The sequence below is a fragment of the Nocardia sp. NPDC047038 genome, from assembly GCF_040644075.1.
Classification (GTDB): domain Bacteria; phylum Actinomycetota; class Actinomycetes; order Mycobacteriales; family Mycobacteriaceae; genus Nocardia; species Nocardia sichangensis.
Window position 1 is genome coordinate 45,448 of record NZ_JBEYVQ010000025.1, and the last position, 19,118, is coordinate 64,565.

Annotated in this window: 16 protein-coding genes and 1 pseudogene; 13 read left to right on the forward strand and 4 right to left on the reverse strand. The window is 69.7% G+C overall.

The genetic code is table 11. The features are described 5' to 3' along the window. Positions 1-2 precede the first annotated feature (2 nt). The 3 genes from ABZ824_RS37215 to ABZ824_RS37225 all read right to left on the reverse strand — a co-directional run bounded on the left by ABZ824_RS37215 (position 3) and on the right by ABZ824_RS37225 (position 3,252). A complete protein-coding gene (locus ABZ824_RS37215; RefSeq protein ID WP_356969317.1) occupies positions 3-887 on the reverse strand; it encodes a glycosyltransferase in 885 nt (294 codons plus the stop codon). Beyond that, positions 884-1,771 carry a polysaccharide pyruvyl transferase family protein gene (locus tag ABZ824_RS37220; RefSeq protein ID WP_356969319.1) on the reverse strand — a complete coding sequence of 296 codons (888 nt, stop codon included), beginning with the start codon at positions 1,769-1,771 and terminating at the stop codon, positions 884-886. The genes ABZ824_RS37215 and ABZ824_RS37220 overlap by 4 nt, the downstream gene beginning before the upstream one ends. Before the next feature lie 89 nt (positions 1,772-1,860). Further along, a complete protein-coding gene (locus tag ABZ824_RS37225; protein ID WP_356969321.1) occupies positions 1,861-3,252 on the reverse strand; it encodes an aldehyde dehydrogenase family protein in 1,392 nt (463 codons plus the stop codon). Positions 3,253-3,412: 160 nt separating this feature from the next. Here ABZ824_RS37225 and ABZ824_RS37230 point away from each other — a divergent pair, with 160 nt between their 5' ends. The 13 genes and pseudogenes from ABZ824_RS37230 to ABZ824_RS37290 all read left to right on the forward strand — a co-directional run bounded on the left by ABZ824_RS37230 (position 3,413) and on the right by ABZ824_RS37290 (position 17,489). After that, entirely contained in the window at positions 3,413-4,390 is a 978-nt protein-coding gene (locus ABZ824_RS37230) for a glycosyltransferase family 1 protein (RefSeq protein WP_356969323.1), read from the forward strand. A 31-nt stretch (positions 4,391-4,421) separates the two neighbouring features. Then, entirely contained in the window at positions 4,422-5,729 is a 1,308-nt protein-coding gene (locus tag ABZ824_RS37235) for a glycosyltransferase (protein WP_356969325.1), read from the forward strand. A gap of 8 nt (positions 5,730-5,737) precedes the next feature. After that, entirely contained in the window at positions 5,738-6,709 is a 972-nt protein-coding gene (locus ABZ824_RS37240; RefSeq protein WP_355074197.1) for an NAD-dependent epimerase/dehydratase family protein, read from the forward strand. Positions 6,710-6,829: 120 nt separating this feature from the next. Further along, positions 6,830-8,452, forward strand: a complete 1,623-nt coding sequence (locus ABZ824_RS37245) for a carbamoyltransferase C-terminal domain-containing protein (RefSeq protein WP_356969327.1) — start codon at positions 6,830-6,832, stop codon at positions 8,450-8,452. Continuing rightward, on the forward strand, positions 8,449-9,948 hold the full coding sequence (locus tag ABZ824_RS37250; protein WP_356969329.1) for an HAD-IIIA family hydrolase: 1,500 nt from the start codon (positions 8,449-8,451) through the stop codon (positions 9,946-9,948). The genes ABZ824_RS37245 and ABZ824_RS37250 overlap by 4 nt, the downstream gene beginning before the upstream one ends. Beyond that, on the forward strand, positions 9,945-10,988 hold the full coding sequence (locus ABZ824_RS37255; RefSeq protein WP_356969331.1) for a glycosyltransferase family 9 protein: 1,044 nt from the start codon (positions 9,945-9,947) through the stop codon (positions 10,986-10,988). Before ABZ824_RS37250 ends, ABZ824_RS37255 begins: the two co-directional genes overlap by 4 nt. Beyond that, positions 10,985-11,548: an SIS domain-containing protein gene (locus ABZ824_RS37260; RefSeq protein ID WP_355074204.1), complete on the forward strand. Its 564-nt coding sequence runs from the start codon at positions 10,985-10,987 to the stop codon at positions 11,546-11,548. Before ABZ824_RS37255 ends, ABZ824_RS37260 begins: the two co-directional genes overlap by 4 nt. Further along, positions 11,545-12,927 (forward strand): PfkB family carbohydrate kinase, encoded by a 1,383-nt coding sequence (locus ABZ824_RS37265; RefSeq protein WP_356969333.1) that lies wholly within the window; start codon positions 11,545-11,547, stop codon positions 12,925-12,927. The genes ABZ824_RS37260 and ABZ824_RS37265 overlap by 4 nt, the downstream gene beginning before the upstream one ends. Before the next feature lie 21 nt (positions 12,928-12,948). Then, positions 12,949-13,638: an SDR family oxidoreductase gene (locus ABZ824_RS37270; protein ID WP_356969335.1), complete on the forward strand. Its 690-nt coding sequence runs from the start codon at positions 12,949-12,951 to the stop codon at positions 13,636-13,638. Then, a complete protein-coding gene (locus ABZ824_RS37275; RefSeq protein WP_356969337.1) occupies positions 13,629-14,579 on the forward strand; it encodes a glycosyltransferase family 9 protein in 951 nt (316 codons plus the stop codon). The genes ABZ824_RS37270 and ABZ824_RS37275 overlap by 10 nt, the downstream gene beginning before the upstream one ends. Continuing rightward, positions 14,572-15,897 (forward strand): UDP-glucose/GDP-mannose dehydrogenase family protein, encoded by a 1,326-nt coding sequence (locus ABZ824_RS37280; RefSeq protein WP_356969339.1) that lies wholly within the window; start codon positions 14,572-14,574, stop codon positions 15,895-15,897. Before ABZ824_RS37275 ends, ABZ824_RS37280 begins: the two co-directional genes overlap by 8 nt. 8 nt (positions 15,898-15,905) lie before the next feature. After that, a pseudogene (locus ABZ824_RS37285) lies at positions 15,906-15,995 on the forward strand (hypothetical protein); the annotation flags it as partial. Between the two features lie 177 nt (positions 15,996-16,172). Then, positions 16,173-17,489 carry a solute carrier family 23 protein gene (locus ABZ824_RS37290; protein WP_355074211.1) on the forward strand — a complete coding sequence of 439 codons (1,317 nt, stop codon included), beginning with the start codon at positions 16,173-16,175 and terminating at the stop codon, positions 17,487-17,489. A gap of 72 nt (positions 17,490-17,561) precedes the next feature. Here the strand turns inward: ABZ824_RS37290 and ABZ824_RS37295 are convergent, their stop codons facing one another. After that, positions 17,562-19,115: an AMP-binding protein gene (locus tag ABZ824_RS37295; RefSeq protein ID WP_356969341.1), complete on the reverse strand. Its 1,554-nt coding sequence runs from the start codon at positions 19,113-19,115 to the stop codon at positions 17,562-17,564. Positions 19,116-19,118: the final 3 nt, after the last annotated feature.

A 19,118-nucleotide genomic window follows, 5' to 3' on the forward strand; every position in this document is an offset into this window, starting at 1 on the left:
CGTCACTTCCTTCCATGGGCGAGTTCCAGCGTCCTGGCACGGCGCTCGACCTCCGGCGGCAGTGTGCGCCGCTGCGCCAGCGCCCTCGGCAGGCGGCGAACGACCCCCGCGAACGCCAGCAACATTCCGGGGTCCCGCGCCGCTCGGCGCAACAGGCTCGCGGACTCGGCAGCGGACCGCCGCAACGGCCGCCGCATCCAAGCGATCAACGCGTTGTTGCGCTGTTCGGTCCGTCTGCGCCACGCGTGCGGCGGTCGCCGCGCCGAGGGGTGGTGATGGGCGCGCACTCGCGCCACGTAACAGAGGTCCCAGCCGCACGCCGCCATATCGAGTGACAGCAGGCGTTCCTCGGCGCCGAAAAGCAACAGCGGGCTGAACCCGGCGGCCTGCAGATACGCCTCTCTCCGGACGATCGCCGCGCAGGCGAGGAAGCCGAGAACCAACGGGCCCGGCAGACCGGGGGGATGCCCGAGCGGGCTGCTCGCCATCAGTTCGTTGACGGGATCGTCACGGTGGTCGGCGCCGACGAGCGTGCGTCCGGCGATCAGGCCGAGTCGCGGATGGGCATCAAGCACCCGCTCGGCTTCGCGCAGCGCGTCCTCGGCCCACCACGAGTCGTCGTCGCTGAACGCGACGTAGGGCGTGCGGGCCAGTGCGACGCCGAGGTTGCGCGCCGCCGCGCCGAGATTGCGGGGCAGCCGGACGACGCGCACATCCGGGAATGCCTCCGCCGCGCCGACCGTGCCGTCGACCGAAGCGTTGTCCAGTACCACGATCGCGGGAGCCGGGCGCAGTGCGTCCAATTCGGTCAAGGTGCGGGCCAGTTCGGCCGCGCGGTTGCGGGTGGCGATGACGACGGTGGTCTTCGCCACCGTCGGCGCGCTCACGCAGGCCGTCCCGCGAGCAGTTCGTCGAGCAGGTCGCTGGTCAAGGCGTCGGCCGAGGGGAACTCCCGCCGCCGCGCGCGTTCGCGCCCCGCCGGTGCCAGGCACCAGCGCCACCACGGGTCGAACGCGCCCGCGTCGGCGGTCTGCTCGGCGGACACCAGAGCAGGCCAGTCCAGCGCCCTCGCCTGCGCGGTGACCTTCCCTCCGCCCGCGATGGGATCCACCGCGAGGACCGGGATCCCGGCTCGCAGGCCCAGCACCAAGCCGTGCAGTCGAGTGGTGATCACCGCGTCCAGGCGAGCGAACACCGACGCGAGCTGGTCGGGTGTGCGGCACAGGCGCCAATCGTCGGACGTCAATCTGGTGTCGAGCGGTAGTCGCGCGCAGTCGAGTTCGCGCAGCCACCGCAGCAACGCGCGATGCACCGACCGGTGCCGCCTGGCCACGCCGTACTCGGCCTGGCCAGGGGCGAAGACGACTCCCACCACGGGGACGCTCACCGTGGACGCCCCGACCGCCATGTCCGGTCGCGCGATGGACGGACCGTCGCGCGGCAAGATGCGGTGGAACCCGGTGACCGCGGCATCGGCCGGATCGAGGATGGAGACGCCCACCGCGATGCGTCGGCAGTTGGCGTACCGTTCGTGCAGGAACCGGACCTGTTCACCGTGCGCGGGCCCGCACACGAACACCAGGTGCGAATATCGCCCGGAGTCCGCGTCGTCCAGATGCATCCCGTCGGAACGAAACCCCGGGCTCCACGCCGTGTCGTGGGGTATCGCGGCGGAGACCAGCGCGTCACACACTCGGCTCATGCTCAACACGTCCCCGGCCGTCGCTTCCCCGTGCAGGAAGCTGGGCCACCCGGTGACAAGTACCCGCATGTCTCTGCCCATACCCGCTGCGCCCCAGGTCAATCAGCCGCGACGGCGACCTCTCCGCTCGGTGACCGCGAAGACCGGGGTGCGGCGTCCTAGCTCGGGGCCGGGCGCAGGTGCACGACCTTCGTCTGGGTCATCTCGTCCAGCAATTCCGGCCCGTAACCGAAACCGGACCCGCTGGCCCGCCGCGGGTGCGCCGCTCCCCCGGGCGCCCCGCCGAACACCGAGTTGATCTTCACCGTCCCCACCGGCAGTTCCCGCCAAGCCTGCTGCGCGTTGGCCATCGACGGCGTGAGCACGGTGGCCGCGAGCCCGTAGTCGTCGGTCGCGGCCTCGGCGATGCCCTGCTCGAACGTATCCACCACCCGTACCGGCGCGATCGGACCGAAGGTCTCCTCCCGCATGATCCGCATGGCCGGATCGCACTGTGCCAGCACGGTGGCCGGATAGTGCGCACCGGCGCCGTCCGGCAGCACTCCGCCCGTCAGCAGTTCGGCGCCGCGCTCCACCGCGTCGCGGACGTGCGCGTGGACCTGCTCGCGATGATGACGGTCGACCAGCGGCGCCGGGTTCCAGGACTCGGCTTCGGCCACCAGCGCCGCCAGGAAGGCCTCCGCGACGTCCCGGTGCACGAAGATCCGCTCGACGGACACGCAGATCTGGCCGGAGTTCGCGAACGCGCCGAGCGCCGCCTGCCCGGCCGCCCAGACGGGATCCACACCGGCGTCGACGACGAGCGCGTCGTTGCCACCGTTCTCCAGCAGTGCCTTCGCACCGGTGTCGGCGACGCTGCGCGCGATCGACCGTCCCGTGGCGGTGCTGCCGACATGAGCGATGACGTCCACATCGAGACGTGCGGCGAGCAGCGCGCCGACCCGGCCGTCGCCTTGCACCGTTTGGAGAACGCCGCCGGGAAGCGCTCGGGAAAGCAACTCGCCGAGCAGAGCTCCGGTGTGCGGTGCGCGTTCGCTCGGCTTGTACACGACCGTGTTTCCCGTCACCAACGCCGCGCCGAGCAAGCCGCAGGACACCGCGACGGGATCGTTCCACGGCGTCAGCGCGACGACGACGCCGCGGGGCTCCCACACCATGAGGTCGGTCGCCTCGAAAGCTCCTTGCAGACTTCGGCCTCGGTGCAACGGTCCCAGTTCGGCATATTGCTCGAGCGTCGCGGCACCGGCCAGCACCCCCTCCTTGCTCTCCGACCGCGGACGTCCGGTTTCGAGCCGATTGAGTTCGGCCAGTTCATCGGCATGCTCGCGGAGCAGGGCAGCACCGGCGCGGACCGCGACGGCCCGCTCGGCCGCCGTTGTTCGCGCCCAGCTGGTTTGCGCGCGATTCGCCAGATCAACCTGCCGATCGATCTCGGCGGCATCCGACATGGGTATCTTGCCGACGGTGGCGCCGCTGGCGGGATCGAAGATCTCGATTGTTTCGGTCGCGCGGAGTTCAGTGGCCGACGGGGCAGCGTGGGGTGCGCTCATATCGCGGGCCATTGCCTGGCATCCATGGTTCAAACCGGTCGCGTGCAGGCCGCATCGGTACCGCCGCGCAGCAGTCCCAGGACATCGACATAGCCACAAGTTTGCTGTCGAGCCGCGCCGACCAGGTTTGATCCGGCGGCAATAGGCAAGAGCTACCGGCATGGCCGGAAAGATCGAGCGGCTCACGGTGCTGCTGTGGCACGTGCACGGCTCGTGGACGACGTCGTTCGTCCGAGGGCGGCACCGTTATCTGCTGCCCGTGGTGGAAGGCGGCGGGCCGTGGGGCCGTGGACGGTGCGGCCGCGACTGGCCGTCCGCCGCGGAGGTGCCCGCTGACCACTTGCGCGAAACCGAGCCGGACGTGGTCGTGCTCCAGCGCCCGGAGGAAATCGAGCTCACCGAACGTTGGCTCGGTCGTCGTCCCGGGGCCGATATTCCCGCGGTCTTCGTCGAGCACAACGCGCCGCGGCCCAGCGCTGCCACCAGCAGGCATCCGCTGGCGGATCGCGCCGACATCCCGCTCGTGCACGTCACGCATTTCAACGACTTGATGTGGGACAGCGGACGCGCGCCCACCCGGGTGGTGCCGCACGGAATCGTCGACCCCGGCGCGCGCTACACCGGTGAACTGCCCCGTGGCGTGGCGCTGATCAACGAGCCGATGCGGCGCGGAAGGATCACCGGGAGTGATCTCCTGCCCGACTTCGCGATGGCGGGACCGATCGATGTGTACGGAATCGGAGCCGGCGACTACACGGCGAACAGGTCCACCGGGCACCCGATCCGCGGCATCGGCGACTTGCGGCAGTCGTCATTGCATCCGGACATGGCGCGCAGAAGGGTGTACCTGCACACCGCGCGCTGGACATCGCTCGGATTGTCCCTTCTCGAAGCCATGCACCTGGCCATGCCGGTGGTAGCGCTCGCCACCACCGAGGCCGTCATGGCGGTGCCGCCCGAAGCCGGTGCCGTCTCCACCGATGTCGCGGTGCTCACCGCGAAGTTCCACGAGTTCCTCCACGAACCCGATCTCGCTGCGCTGGCGGGCAAGTCGGGGCGGCAGTTCGCGCTCGAGCACTACGGCCTCGAGGTCTTCCTGCGCCGGTGGGATGCCCTGCTCGCCGAGGTCACCGAATGAAGGCAGTGTCCCGGAGAGAGAAGGCGGAATCATGAAGATCGCGATGGTGTCCGAACACGCCAGTCCGCTCGCGGTGCTGGGCGGCGTCGATGCCGGTGGGCAGAACGTTCATGTCGCCGAACTGTCCGCTGCCCTGTGCAGGCAGGGGCACGAGGTCACCGTCTACACGCGCCGCGAGGAGGCCGACGCGCCCGACATGGTCACCGCCGAACAGGGTTACCGCGTCGTCCACGTCCCGGCCGGTCCCGATCGGCCGCTGCCGAAGGACGAATTGCTGCCGCACATGGTCGAATTCGGCATTTTCCTGCGCGAGCACTGGCGTGACCTGCGGCCGGATGTCGTGCACGCGCATTTCTGGATGTCCGGACTCGCCGCCCTGTCGGGGGCGCGCCCGACCGACATTCCGGTCGTACAGACCTTTCACGCGCTGGGCGTGGTGAAGCGCCGCCACCAAGGCGCGAACGACACCAGTCCGGCCGACCGGATACGCCTCGAACGGCTGATCGCCGGACAAACCGACCGGATCATCGCCACCTGCACCGACGAGGTGTTCGAACTGGCCAGGCTTGGCGTACCCCGATCCAAGACTTCGGTGATCCCGTGCGGCGTGGACCTCGAACAGTTCGCACCCGACGGACCGAAAGAGTCGAAGTCGGCCGAGTACCGGATGATCAGCGTCGGCAGGTTGGTGCCCCGCAAAGGTTTCGACACCGCGATCACCGCGCTCACCGGACTGCGGGACGCCGAGTTGGTCTTGGTCGGCGGCCCGGACGATGCCGAGCTCGCCGACGACCCGGAGGGCAGGCGGCTGCTGGCCCTGGCGGACGAACTCGGCGTACGAGAACGGCTGCGCATGCTGGGCCGGGTGCCGAGGACCCGGATAGCTCCGCTCCTGAGATCGGCGGACGTGGCCGTGTGCACGCCATGGTACGAGCCCTTCGGGATGACGCCACTCGAAGCGATGGCGTGCGGCGTTCCCGTGGTGGCCACCGCGGTCGGCGGCCTCATCGATACCGTCGTCGACGGTGTCACCGGCAGGCTGGTTCCACCGCGGGAGCCCGCGGAACTGGCCGACGCGGTCGGCGAGCTGCTGACCGCACCAGGGGTCCGGGAGCGCTACGGCCGCGCCGGGCGCGAGCGTGTCGAGTCGCGCTATTCATGGGATCGGATCGCCACCGAAACCATCCACGCGTACCGCCGGGTGACCGCACGCGCGGGCGCGCGCAACGGACATGGGCCCACCGACAGCCGTTCGCTCGACGGCACCGGCGACAGCGGCAAGCTTGCTCCCGAGTCACCGTCGACAGATCGTGGTCTTCGCGCGAGCGGCCGCGGGTAGGCCACAGCATGTCCGAACCCTGCGAACGCGCGTTGGTCACCGGTGGATGCGGTTTCGTCGGATCACACCTCTGTGAGCAGTTGCTCGACGCGGGCACCGTCGTGGTCGCGCTCGACAACTTCGCCACGTCCACACCGGACAACGTCGCCCGGCTGCTGGCCCGTCCCGGATTCGACCTCATCCAGCACGACGTCACCGAGCCGCTGCCGACGATGGGCTTCTTCGATGTCGTGTTCCACCTCGCATCGGCCGCGTCGCCACCGGACTACCTGCGACTGCCGATCGAGACGCTACGAGCCGGCTCCCTCGGCACCGCCAACGCCCTCGATTCGGCCGAGCGGCATCGAGCTCGTTTCGTGCTCGCGTCGACCAGCGAGGTCTACGGCGACCCGGGTGTCCACCCGCAACCCGAGCATTACTGGGGTCACGTGAATCCGGTCGGGCCGCGCAGCGTCTATGACGAGGCGAAGCGGTATGCCGAGGCTTTCACGATGGCATTTCGCCGGGAGCGTGGCGCGAACACCGGGATCGCCCGGATCTTCAACACCTACGGTCCCCGCATGCGTACCGACGACGGCCGGATGGTGCCCACCTTCATCGCACAGGCGTTGGCGGACGCACCGCTCACCATCGCGGGAACCGGCGAGCAGACCCGCTCGCTGTGTTATGTCGAAGACACGGTGCGCGGCCTGCTCGCGTTGGCGTCGACCGACCATCCGGGGCCGGTCAACATCGGTAATCCGCACGAGATATCCGTCCGCGGCCTCGCCGAGGAGATCCGAGCGGCAACCGGCAGCCGTTCCATCGTGACGTATGTCGACAGCGCGATCGATGATCCGAAGCGGCGCTGCCCGGACATCTCGCTGGCCCGGCGCGAATTGGGCTGGTGGCCGTTGATCGGCAGGAAGGAGGGACTGCGCCGCACGATCGACTGGTTCGCCGGGCGCACCGCCGAGTCGGCCGAAGAGTCCGTGCGCTGAGCGGCGCCCGACGGCGGATCGGTTTAGTCGCGACTTCACCGGGTAGCGCCCCCCTTGTATGCCAGCGGGCGAACCGGGTCCCGCGCGTCTCGAACCGCGTCTCGAACAGAAAGGCGGCCCGTGCGCATTCTCGGAATCAACGCGGTATTTCATGATCCTGCTGCGGCTCTGATCGTGGACGGCGAAATCGTCGCGGCCGCCGAGGAAGAGCGGTTCACCCGTCGCAAGCACGGCAAGCGCCCGGTGCCCTTCTCCGCATGGGAACTGCCCGAACAAGCCGCCGCATGGTGTCTGGAGCGAGCGGGATTACGCCCCGACCAGCTCGACGCGGTGGGCTACTCCTACGACCCGGCACTGGTCGATCATTCACTCGGCGGTCTCGATCGGAAAAGCGAGGCGACCAGAACGGATTACGCGTTCCGAGCGCCCGCTTTCCTCGCGGCCGCGTTGCCCGGGCTCGATCCCACCATCGTGCGTTTCGTGCGACATCACCTGGCGCACGCCGCGTCCGCGGCCCTCGCGGCCCCGTCCGGCGACTCGGCGGTGCTGGTGGCCGACGGACGCGGCGAGAGCCAGTCCTATCTCGCCGGGGAATATCGAGACGGCAAGTTCGTGGAGCTGGCGGCACAGCGGCTGCCGCACTCGCTCGGATTGATGTACGAGGACCTCACCGAGCATCTGGGCTTCACCCGGTCCAGCGACGAGTACAAGGTCATGGCACTGGCCTCCTACGGCACCCCCCGATTCCTCGATCGGTTCCGCCAACTCGTGTATTCCACCCGGGACGGTGGTTTCCGTACCGAGGCCGTGAACTGGTCGGACTTCGCCCCCACGGTCATCGGCGGTGAGTTCGGCCGAGACCACGCCGACCTCGCCGCCAGCGTCCAACGACGACTCGAGGACGTGTTGCTCGAGTTGACCTCTTGGCTGCATCGACAGACCCGGCAGCGAACCCTCACGCTGGCCGGTGGCATCGCGCTGAACTGCGTGGCCAACAGCCGTCTGCACGCCGAAGGCCCCTACGAGCGGATCTGGGTCCAGCCTGCCGCGGGCGACGCGGGCACCGCACTGGGCGCCGCGCTGCAATTGGCGGCCGAGTTCGGGGAGCGGGTCACCCCGATGCGGGGCGCCGACCTCGGCCGCGAATGGACGGACGCCGAGCTGGAAACCGTGCTCCGCACGGCCAAGGTCCGGTACACGAAATCCAACGACATCGCGGCGGACGTGGCGCAAGCGCTCGCGGAAGACCATGTGGTGGCCTGGTTCCAGGGCCGGTCCGAATTCGGCCCGCGCGCACTCGGCCACCGTTCGCTGCTCGCTCACCCCGGCCGGTCGGCGAATCTCGAACGCCTCAACGATGTGAAGGGGCGCGAACAGTTCCGGCCGCTGGCACCGATGGTGCTCGCCGACCGGGCGTCCGAGATCTTCGGACGCGGGCCGCTGCCGAGCCCGTACATGCTGTTCGTGCACGACGTCGCGCCGGAGTGGCGAGAGCGGATTCCCGCCGCGACACATGTCGACGGCACCGCGCGGGTACAGACCGTCGATCCCGCCGACAAGCCGGTTTTGGCACGCATGCTGGCGGAGTTCGAGCGGCACACGGGTCTGCCGGTGGTGATCAACACCAGCCTGAACACGGCGGGCAGGCCGATGGTCGATTCACCGCGCGACGCCCTCGAATGCTTCGGTTCGGCACCCATCGATCTGCTCGCCATCGGCTCATTCGTGGTCCGTCGCCCATGAACGGCCCCACCGTGGACTACAGCATCGTGATCCCGACCATGGGCCGGGAAAGTCTTCGCGCGCTGCTCGAGTCGCTGGACACGGCGTCGGGACCGAAACCACGGGAGATCATCGTGGTGGACGATCGGCCCCGAGCCGGGGACCTACCGTTGCCCGCGACGGTGTCTTCGGTTCAGGTCATCCGCTCGGGCGGACGCGGACCCGCCGCGGCCAGGAACGCCGGGTGGCGGCATGCCGAAGGAACCTGGATCGCTTTCCTCGATGACGATGTGCTCACCGCGCCGGATTGGCCCGCCCGCTTGGCCGAGGACCTGCGTGATCTCGACGACAACACGGCGGCTTCCACGGCCCGCATCGAGGTTCCACTGCCGAAGCACCGCAGGCCGACCGACGCCGAACGCGGGATCGCACGGCTGGCCACGGCGCGGTGGATCACGGCGGACATGGCCTATCGCCGGTCCGCGCTGATCGCGGTGGGTGGCTTCGACGAACGGTTCCCGCGGGCGTTCCGCGAGGACGCCGATCTGGCACTCCGGGTCTGCCTCGCGGGTTACGTCATCGCGGCCGGACAACGCGTCACTCGCCACCCGCTTCGCGAATCGGGACCGATGGCCAGTGTCCGAGCACAACGCGGGAACGCCGACAACGCCCTATTGCGGCGGAAATACGGCGCTCGATGGCGGCAGCGGATCGGCGAAGAGGCCGGACTTCTCCGCCGCCACGCGTTCACTACGGCCACGGGGGCGGTGGCCGTGGCGCTCGGCGTCGCGGGCCGCAAACTGCCCGCCCTTGTTTTCGCGGCCATCTGGACGGCGCTGACCGGTGCGTTCGCAGCGCGCCGGATCGCACCCGGGCCCCGCACACCCGGCGAGATCGGCCGGATGACGCTGAGCAGCGCGCTGATTCCACCGGCCGCGTGCTGGCACCGACTGCGCGGCGAGCTGCGTCACCGGAACGCGACCCACGCCTCGCCGCTGGCGTTGCTGTTCGACCGCGACGACACCCTCATCATCGATGTCCCCTACCTCGCCGACCCCACCGAGGTCCAGCCGGTGCCGGGAGCCGCCGACGCGCTGCGGAAAGTGCGCGCGGCGGGCATCCAGCTCGGCATCGTGAGCAACCAGTCCGGCGTAGCGCGAGGATTGATCAGCCCCGAACAGCTCGCCGCGGTCAACGCCCGAGTCGAGGATCTGCTCGGACCGTTCGCGACCTGGCAGGTGTGCGTGCACGGCGAAGGCGACGGCTGCGGGTGCCGCAAACCGGAGCCGGGCCTGATCCGGCAGGCCGCGGCGGATCTCGGCGTCGACATCGGCAGGTGTGTGGTCATCGGCGACACCGGCGCCGACGTCGCCGCCGCGCAGTCCGCGGGCGCACGCGCGATCCTGGTGCCGACGGCGAGAACCCTTCCCGGCGAGGTGCACCGCGCGCGTCGCGAAGCGACCGTGGCGCGGGATCTGACCGAGGCCGTCCGGCTGGCGATGGCGGGTGTGCCGTGACCGGCCGGGCGCTGGTGGCCCGCATGGACAATTTCGGCGATGTGCTGCTGGCGGGGCCGTGCGTCCGAGCGGTGGCCGCGCAGGTGGATTCGGTGACGCTGCTGGCCGGGCCGCGCGGCCGAGCCGCCGCGGATCTTCTGCCGGGTGTGGAGCAGGTCGTGACGTGGCGCGCGCCGTGGATCGATCTGGAGCCACCCGCGGTCACGTCGGCGGGCATCGATGCCTTTGTCGAGCGGATACGCGCGCTCGAGGTGGATCTCGCGTTGATCCTCACATCCTTCCACCAGTCGCCGCTGCCGCTGGCGCTGCTGCTTCGGATGGCCGGTATTCCCTGGATCGGCGCGATCTCGGAGGACTACCCCGGTTCGTTGCTGGATCTGCGCCATCGCGTCGAGGGCGATCCGCCCGAAGCCGAACGGGCGTTGTCGCTCGCCGCGGCGGCCGGCTTCCGGCTGCCGCCCGGCGACGACGGGAAACTCGCTGTCCGGCAGCCGTTGCCGAAGGTCGGCGGGCTCACCGGCGAACCGGGTTACGTGGTCATGCATCCGGCCGCGTCGGTACCGGCGCGGCAGCCGTCGTCGTCCCGTTCCGCGGCCATCGTCGCCGCACTGACCAGCGCCGGTCACCGGGTGATCGTGACCGGCGCTCCCGCCGACCGGCCGCTCACCGGCGCCGTCGCGGGCAGACACGGCATCGACCTCGGTGGAGCCACGACCCTGCCCGAACTCGCCGCCGTGCTCCGCGACGCGAGCGTCGTGGTGGCGCCCAACACCGGCCCGGCGCATCTCGCCGCGGCCGTCGGGACACCCGTGGTCTCGCTGTTCGCACCGGTCGTGCCCGCCGAGCGGTGGGCCCCCTACGGCGTGCCGGTGGCCATGCTCGGTGACCAACGCGCGCCGTGCCGCGGCAGCAGAGCCCGGGTCTGCCCGGTGGCGGGGCATCCGTGCCTCGACTCGATCACCCCCGAGCAGGTCGTCACGGTGGCGGAAGAACTCGGTGCGGGCAGCCTCGCGCGCCTGCGGACAGGAGGTGCGGGGTGATCGAAGACCATTTCGCGGCTTTGCACGCGGCGCTGGACCGCACCAGTTGCTTCGCACCCGATATCCGCAGATGGGGCAGGCAACTCGCGGTCGTGCTCGCCAACGGTGGACGGTTGCTCGCCTGCGGTAACGGCGGCAGCGCCGCGGAAGCCCAGCACCTGACCGGTGAGCTGGTCGGCCGCTTCCGCAACGAGCGCCGTCCGTTCTCGGCGATCGCGCTGCACGCCGACACCTCGGCGGGTACCGCGATCATCAACGACTACGGCGAGACCGAACTGTTCGCCCGCCAGGTCCGCGCGCACGGCAGGCCCGACGACATCCTCGTCTTGTTGTCCACCAGCGGCACCAGCCACAACGTGGTTGCCGCGGCGAAAGCGGCGCACGACATCGGCGTCGTCACGTGGGCCATGACCGGGCCTGCGCCCAATCCGCTCGCGGCGCTGTGCGATGACGCCGTCGCCGTGGACGCGCCCACCACGGCCACTGTGCAGGAAGTGCATCTGGTCTTGGTGCACGCTCTGTGCTCGGCGCTCGACGATGCACTGGGGGTACCGACATGAAGCCGTTGGTCGTGGTCGGCGACAGCATTCTGGACGTCGACATCGAAGGCGTCGCGGAGCGGTTGTCGCCTGAGGCGCCCGTGCCCGTCGTGGACGTGGAACGCCAGTGGATACGCCCGGGCGGTGCCGGGCTGGCCGCCGCGCTGGCCGCGCAGTCGGTCGCCGAGGTCTCGCTCATCACGGCGACCGCCGACGACCACGACGGCCGCATCCTCACCCGGCTCCTCGACCAGCACGTTCGAGTCGTTCCGATCGCGCTGCGCGGCAAGACGGTTCGCAAGGCCCGCGTCCGCGCCGCGGGACAGTCGCTGTTGCGAATGGACACCGGCGACGGCACCGCGGACGGCGGCTCGGTGAGCGCCGCGGTTACCAGGACACTGCGGGCGGCCGGGGCAATCCTCGTGGCGGACTACGGCCGGGGTGTCGCCGCGCATCCCCGGATCCGAAGCCTGCTCACCGAACTGGCTCGGTCGGTACCGGTGGTGTGGGATCCGCACCCGCGCGGCCCCGCGCCGACACCGGGAGCACAACTGGTCTCGCCGAACCTGAAAGAGGCACGCCAGTTCGCGCCGGGATATGTCGAACCCGACGAGTTGGCGAAGGTGCTGCGAGACGAGTGGGCAGCGGATTCCGTCGCGGTTACCACCGGTCCGGGCGGAGCGGTCCTGGCCAATGGGAAACGGCTCACTGTGGTTCCGGTACCTGCCGACGTCCGTCTCGCCGGGCATCCCGGTTCCGACACTTGCGGCGCGGGTGACCGATTCGCCTCGGCCGCGACCGCCGCCCTGTTCGGCGGCTCCACGGTCGCCGACGCGGTGTCGCACGCGGTCGACGCGGCGGCCAGGTTCGTCGCGGCGGGCGGCGCGGCCACGTTGTCCACGTGCGACAGCACGGCCGTGGCCACGGTGGGGCCGACCGACACGAACGAGTCGGCGTTCGAGGTGGCGGCGCGAATCAGGGCGCGTGGCGGCCGACTCGTCGCCACCGGTGGCTGTTTCGATCTGCTGCATCCCGGCCATGTGAGCCTGCTGCGCCAGGCTCGCGCCATGGGTGACGCCTTGGTGGTCTGCCTCAACTCCGATGCGTCGGTGCGGCGCCTGAAAGGGCCGCGCCGGCCGATCGTCACCGCACGTGACCGTGCCCGGCTGCTCGTCGAACTGTCCTCGGTCGACGCCGTCGTCGTGTTCGACGAATCCTCGCCGAGCGCACTGCTGGACCGCCTTCGCCCCGATGTGTGGGTCAAGGGCGGCGACTACTCCGGCGTGGATCTCCCCGAGGCCGCGGTCGTTCGCGGTTACGGCGGCGAGATCGCGCTGATCCCCACTGTTCCCGGTTACTCGACTACACAACTGGTCACCGCGAGCCAGGTCGGCGGCTGACCCGAGAACGTAAGGAGCGCGATGCGAACCCTCGGCAATGTCCTGATCACCGGTGGCGCTTCCGGGCTCGGCGCGGCGGTCACCGCCGCCGTCCGCGCGAACGGGGGCCGCCCCTATGTGATCGACCGGGTGGAGCCCGAGGCACCCGTCGATTTCGTGCGTGCCGATCTCGCCGACACCGTCGCCGCCGAACAAGCCGTGCACGAGATCATCGAGCGCACGGGGGGCCGGATCGACGGCGTGTTCACCGCGGCGGGGACCGACGCCTGCGGCCCACTGGACCAAGTGCCCACGAAGAAATGGGAATACGTGGTCCAGGTCAATCTGTTCGGCACCGCCGCCGTGATTCGTGCCGCCCTTCCGGCGCTGCGGGAGAGCAAGGGAACGGTCGTGACGTGTGCTTCCACCCTGGGCATCAAGGCGGTCGGTCACGCGACCGCCTATTGCGCCTCGAAATTCGGCGTCGTGGGCTTCACCAGGGCGCTCGCCGCCGAAACGGCGGGCAGCGTCGGGGTGACCCTGCTCATCCCGGGCGGAATGCACACGGCGTTCTTCGACGACCGCGACGAGCAGTACAAGCCGCCGCCCGACGCGAAACTCAACCAACCGCAGGACGTCGCCGACGCGGTGGTCTTCGCGCTCCGGCAGCCGCCGGGCTGCGAGGTCAGGGAGATGGTCGTGTGCGCCTCGGAAGAGGGATCGTGGCCCTGACGCGCACGATCCTGGTGCTGCGGGCACTCGGGCTCGGCGACCTGCTGACCATCGTGCCCGCCTTGCGCGGGATCAGAAGCGCCCACCCCGGCCACCGGGTGGTGCTCGCGGCGCCGGAAGCGCTGCGTGACCTCGTCGGCCTCATCGACGCGGTCGACGAACTGCTGCCGACGGCGGGACTTGGTGCGCTTCGATGGCCCACGGCGCCACCGAGTCTCGCGGTCAACCTGCACGGCAAAGGACCGGAGAGCATCCGCGATCTGATGACGGCAGGCCCGGATGCACTACTGACCCACCACAATCCGGAATTTCCCGACCTGCCCGGTCCCGCGTGGCGCGACGACGTGCACGAAGTGGATCGCTGGTGCCGCCTGCTGGAATACGGTGGGATCGACGCCGATCCAACCGAACTGCTGCTGCCGGCCCCACCGCGACCCGCCCCCGAATCGAATGCGGTCGTGATCCATCCCGGCGCGGCGTATCCCGCGCGGCGCTGGCCGTCCGAACGCTTCGCGCGAGTGGCGCGTGAACTCGTCGCCGACGGTCATCGAGTGGTGATCACCGGGAGCAGAGACGAAATGCGCTTGGCCAACGCGGTCGCCGAGAAGGCCGGGCTACCGCCCTCGGCGGTGTACGCGGGACGCACCGATCTGACCGAACTCGCCGCACTGGTGGCCGACGCGGCTCTGGTCGTGTGCGGTGACACCGGCGTCGGGCATCTCGCCACCGCGTTCGGCACACCGTCGGTAGTGCTGTTCGGGCCCACGCCCCCGAACCGGTGGGGGCCGCCCCCGGACGCGGAACACCACATCGCGCTGTGGGCCGGGACGGTCGGCGACCCGCACGCCGATTATCCGGATCCGGGCCTGCTCATGGTGCGACCCGAACATGTGCTCACGGTCGCGGCCGACTTGCTCGGACAGCGGGTCCGCCATGGGTAGTCGCGTCGGTGTGGTCGGCGCCGGTTATGTGGGGCTCACCAGCGCCGCATGCCTCGCCCACCTCGGACACCACGTGATCTGCGTCGACAACGACGAAGCCAAAGTGGCGGCGCTGCGTACGGGTGCGGTCGCGATCGTCGAGCCCGGGTTGCCGGAACTGGTTCGAGAGGGACTGCAGGAAAATCGGCTGGTCTTCACATCGGACGCGCAGGCGCTGCACGAATGCGAAGTGGTCCTGTTGTGCCTTCCCACGCCCATGGGCACCGGCGGTACGGCCGACCTCGGCGTACTCGAGGACGCGCTGAGGACGTTGGCCACCGTCCTGCCGCCGGACTGTGTGCTCGTCACCAAATCCACCGTCCCGGTGGGGACGGCGGCGCGGATTCCCGCCCTGTCCGGTCTCGCGGGCACGGCGGTGGTCAGCAACCCCGAATTCCTCCGGGAGGGCCACGCGGTCGAGGATTTCCTGCGCCCCGACCGGGTGCTCCTCGGCGCGGCCGAGCACGATCGGGAGTCGGCCGACCGTGTCGCGGCGCTCTACGCCGGAACGGGCGCACCGGTGCTGCGTTCCGACTCTGCCAGCGCCGAACTGGCAAAGTACGCCAGCAACGCGTTTCTCGCGGTGAAGCTCTCGTTCGTCAACACACTGGCCGAACTGTGCGAACGAGTCGGCGCCGACATCACCAAGGTCACCGGCGCGATGGGGATGGACGACCGGATCGGTCCCGCCTTTCTCGCTCCCGGCCCCGGCTGGGGCGGCTCGTGCCTGCCAAAGGACACGCGCGCGCTCCTGCGTGCCGCGGAAGCTCGGGGTGTGGACTTCGCCATGGTTCGCAATGCCTTGCAAGCCAATGACCGTCAGCAGGCGATGGTGCTGCGCAAGATCCGCCGCGCGGTCACCGATTCGGTCGACGGCTCGCTGGCCGGAACCCGGATCGGCGTGCTCGGCCTCGCGTTCAAAGCCGGAACCGGCGACCTGCGCGACTCCCCCGCCGTCGCGGTCGCGCGGCAGCTGACCCGGCACAGCGCCGTGGTCACCGCCTACGACCCGTGTGTGCCGGCGGGCACCCCGGGTCTGGACGGCATCCGCGTGGTGGACGACCCCTACCTGGTGGCGAAAGACGCCGGCGCGCTGGTGATCCTCACCGAGTGGCCCGAATTCCGTTCGCTCGACTGGGCGAAACTCGCGACCGATGTCGACCGACCCGTAATCGTCGACACGAGAAATCTTCTCGACGAGCGCCTGCTCACCGGCACCGGATTCACGGTGCTGGGCAACGGCACCTCCGGCGCTTCCGACGGCGGACGGGCCTTTTAGACACGCTCGTGCAGGGCCCAGGTCGAGTACGCGAAGCCGGTCTCGGCACCGGCGATCTGCTGGCCACCGGAACGCCGTCCGGCGTCGGTCACGCCCGCACCCCTGTCTGGCTGTTGCAGCCGGGCGACACCGCGAAGGCGTGGGCGACTTCGGCACCGTCCGGCGCCCACGCCTACGGGCACAGGACGAGGTCGACGCGCGGCACGCCAGCACGCGATATCTCGGCCGAGGAGTCCGGCACAGCGCGCCGGCCGTCGATGCCGCACACTGCTCCCATGACGACGCCCGAATCGCGAACCGGATCGATGTTCCGGTGGACTCCGGTAGCCACCGGCGCGGTGATCGCGCCCGGCGAGCGATTGACCTGGCCGCGCACGATCGGGATCGGATTGCAGCATGTGGTGGCCATGTTCGGCGCCACCTTCCTGGTGCCGGTCCTCACCGGGTTCCCACCGTCGACGACGCTGCTGTTCTCCGGGGTCGGCACCCTGCTGTTCCTGGTGATCACCCGCAACCGGCTGCCGAGCTATCTGGGTTCGAGTTTCGCGATCATCGCTCCGGTCCTCGCGGCCACCGCCTCCGCCGGAATGGGTGCGGCGCTGGGCGGCATCGTCGTGGTGGGCGTCGTGCTGATCGTCATCGGCGCGGTGGTGCACTTCGCAGGCACCCACTGGATCGAAGCGCTGATGCCGCCGGTGGTCACCGGCACCATCGTCGCCCTGATCGGGCTGAACCTGGCGCCGACCGCCAAGACGAATTTCGAGAAGGACGCGATCACCGCGACGGTCGTGCTCGTCCTGCTGATCCTGTGTCTGGTGCTCTTTCGCGGGTTGCTCGGCAGGCTGGCGATCGTCACCAGTGTCGTGCTCGGCTATCTGCTCGCGCTCGCCCGCGGCGAGGTCGACACCGCGGCGATCGGGAAGGCTTCCTGGGTGGGGCTGCCCGACTTCCACGCACCGAGCTTCCACCTCTCGGTGATCCCGATGTTCCTGCCGGTGGTCCTGGTGCTCGTGGTGGAGAACATCGGGCACGTCAAGTCGATCACCACGATGACCGGTATCGACTACGACCGGCGCATGGGCCGCGCGCTGGCGGCCGACGGTCTGGCGACCGTACTGGCAGGCAGCGGCGGCGGTTCGGCGACCACCACGTACGCGGAGAACATCGGCGTGATGGCCGCGACGAAGGTGTACTCCACCGCCGCGTACTGGGTGGCCGGCGCCGCGGCGATCGCGCTCAGCCTCTCACCGAAGGTGGGAGCCGTGATCGCCGCCATCCCGGCCGGGGTGCTCGGTGGCGTGACGACGGCACTCTACGGCTTGGTCGGAATCCTCGGCGTGCACATCTGGGTGAGCAACCGGGTGGACTTCGGCAAGCCGATCAACCAGTTCACCGCGGCCATCCCGCTGGTCATCGGCATCGCCGACTTCACATGGGTGGTAGGCGAACTCGACTTCGGCGGTATCACGCTGGGCGCCGTCGCCGCGCTGGTGATCTACCACGCCATGCGGCTCATCGGGGGATGGCGCGGGACGGTCGTCCCCGACAACGCGCACGGGGTGCGGAAGCCGGTGGAACCGACGGATCGGTGACCGTCGGCGATTCCGGGCAACAGCGATCGACGCTCCATGCGCTGGGAACCTGGAGGAATACGAGCACGACCCTCAGATCCTCGTGCTGCGGTCGGCCCAAAATCGCTCCCGCACTTCCTTCTTCAAGACCTTGCCATTGACGCTGCGAGGGAGCTGGTCGACGAAGACGACCGCCTTGGGCGCCCGCACCGGGCCGAGCCGCTCGCGGCACCGGGCGATCAACTCCGCCTCGCCAACGCTCTGCCCCGCCTCGAGTTCGACCACAGCGGTCACGACCTCACCCCAGTCGGGATGCGGGGCGCCGACCACCGCGCAATCCTGCACGGCGGGGTGGCTCCAGATCACCTGCTCGACCTCGCCGGGAAAGACGTTGAAACCGCCCGAGATGATGAGGTCCTTCTTCCGGTCGGTGATGTGGAGGTAGCCTTCCGCGTCGCGATGCCCCAGGTCGCCGGTGTGCAGCCATCCGTCGACAATGGTCTCCGCGGTGCGTTCGGGATCCTTGTAGTAGCCCTTCATCACGAGATCACCCCGGACACAGATCTCGCCGGTCACACCCGCGGCCACCTCCGCCCCGGACTCGTCCAGAATCGCCACCGTGGCCAGCGGATAGGGTCGTCCGCACGAACCGAGTCGGTGCTCGGGCGCCACCCGTCCGTCGATCAGGTGCTCGTCGGGCCGCAGGAACGAGATCGCCGCGGGGGCTTCCATTTGCCCGTAGCCTTCCAGAAAGACCGGCCCGAGCCGCTCGATTCCGGCGCGGAGTTTCTCGGTCGACATCGGCGCCGCGCCGTAGGTCAGGTAGCGCAGGGACGAGGTGTCGGCAGTCCGCTGCCGCAGCACCTCGAGCAAGCGGTAGATCACCGTCGGCGGAAGGAACAGATCCGTGACGCGGTGCCGCTCGATGGCATCGAGGACCCGCTCCGGTGTCGCGCGCGGGACGATGACGACTGCGCCCCCGCGTGCGGTGGCCTGCAGGCTGAACAGCCCGGCCGTGTGCGTCATCGGGGCCGCGGCCAGGTTGACGATGGGTGCGCCCGCCGGATGGACCAGCGCCATCATCTGGTGGGTCACCATCGCCGACAGACTGCGGTGCGTATTCATGACGCCCTTGGGTGCACCGGTCGTTCCGCCGGTCGGCGCCACGGCGACCACGTCGTCCATGGCGTAGCCGACCCGCGGTGGCGCGGTGGGATGCTGGGCGGTCCAGTCCTGCAGGGTCACATCTTCGGTCCCTGCTGCCAACGCGATGTATACGCCGACCCCGGGTGCTGCCGTCTTCAGTTCCGCTACCTGGTCGGCGAGAGCAGGGTGGTAGAACAACACTTCCACGTCGAAGCGCCGCAACAGCCGGATGTTCTCACTCACCGGATGGGCCGGGTTCAGCGGGACCCACGCCGCGCCCGCGCGCCATGCGCCGAGTACGCAGATCCACGCCAGCGGTGAGTTCGGCGACAGCACGGCGATTTTCGATTCGCGCCGCATGCCCGCGCTCAGTAGCGCATGGGCGATTCGGCACGACAGCGCACCGGCTTCGTCGAAAGTCCAGACCTCGTCGTCGGTCCGGTAGGCGACGCCCGCCGGATTGATCGCCCGCCCTCGATCGAAGAAATCGATGATGGCCATGTC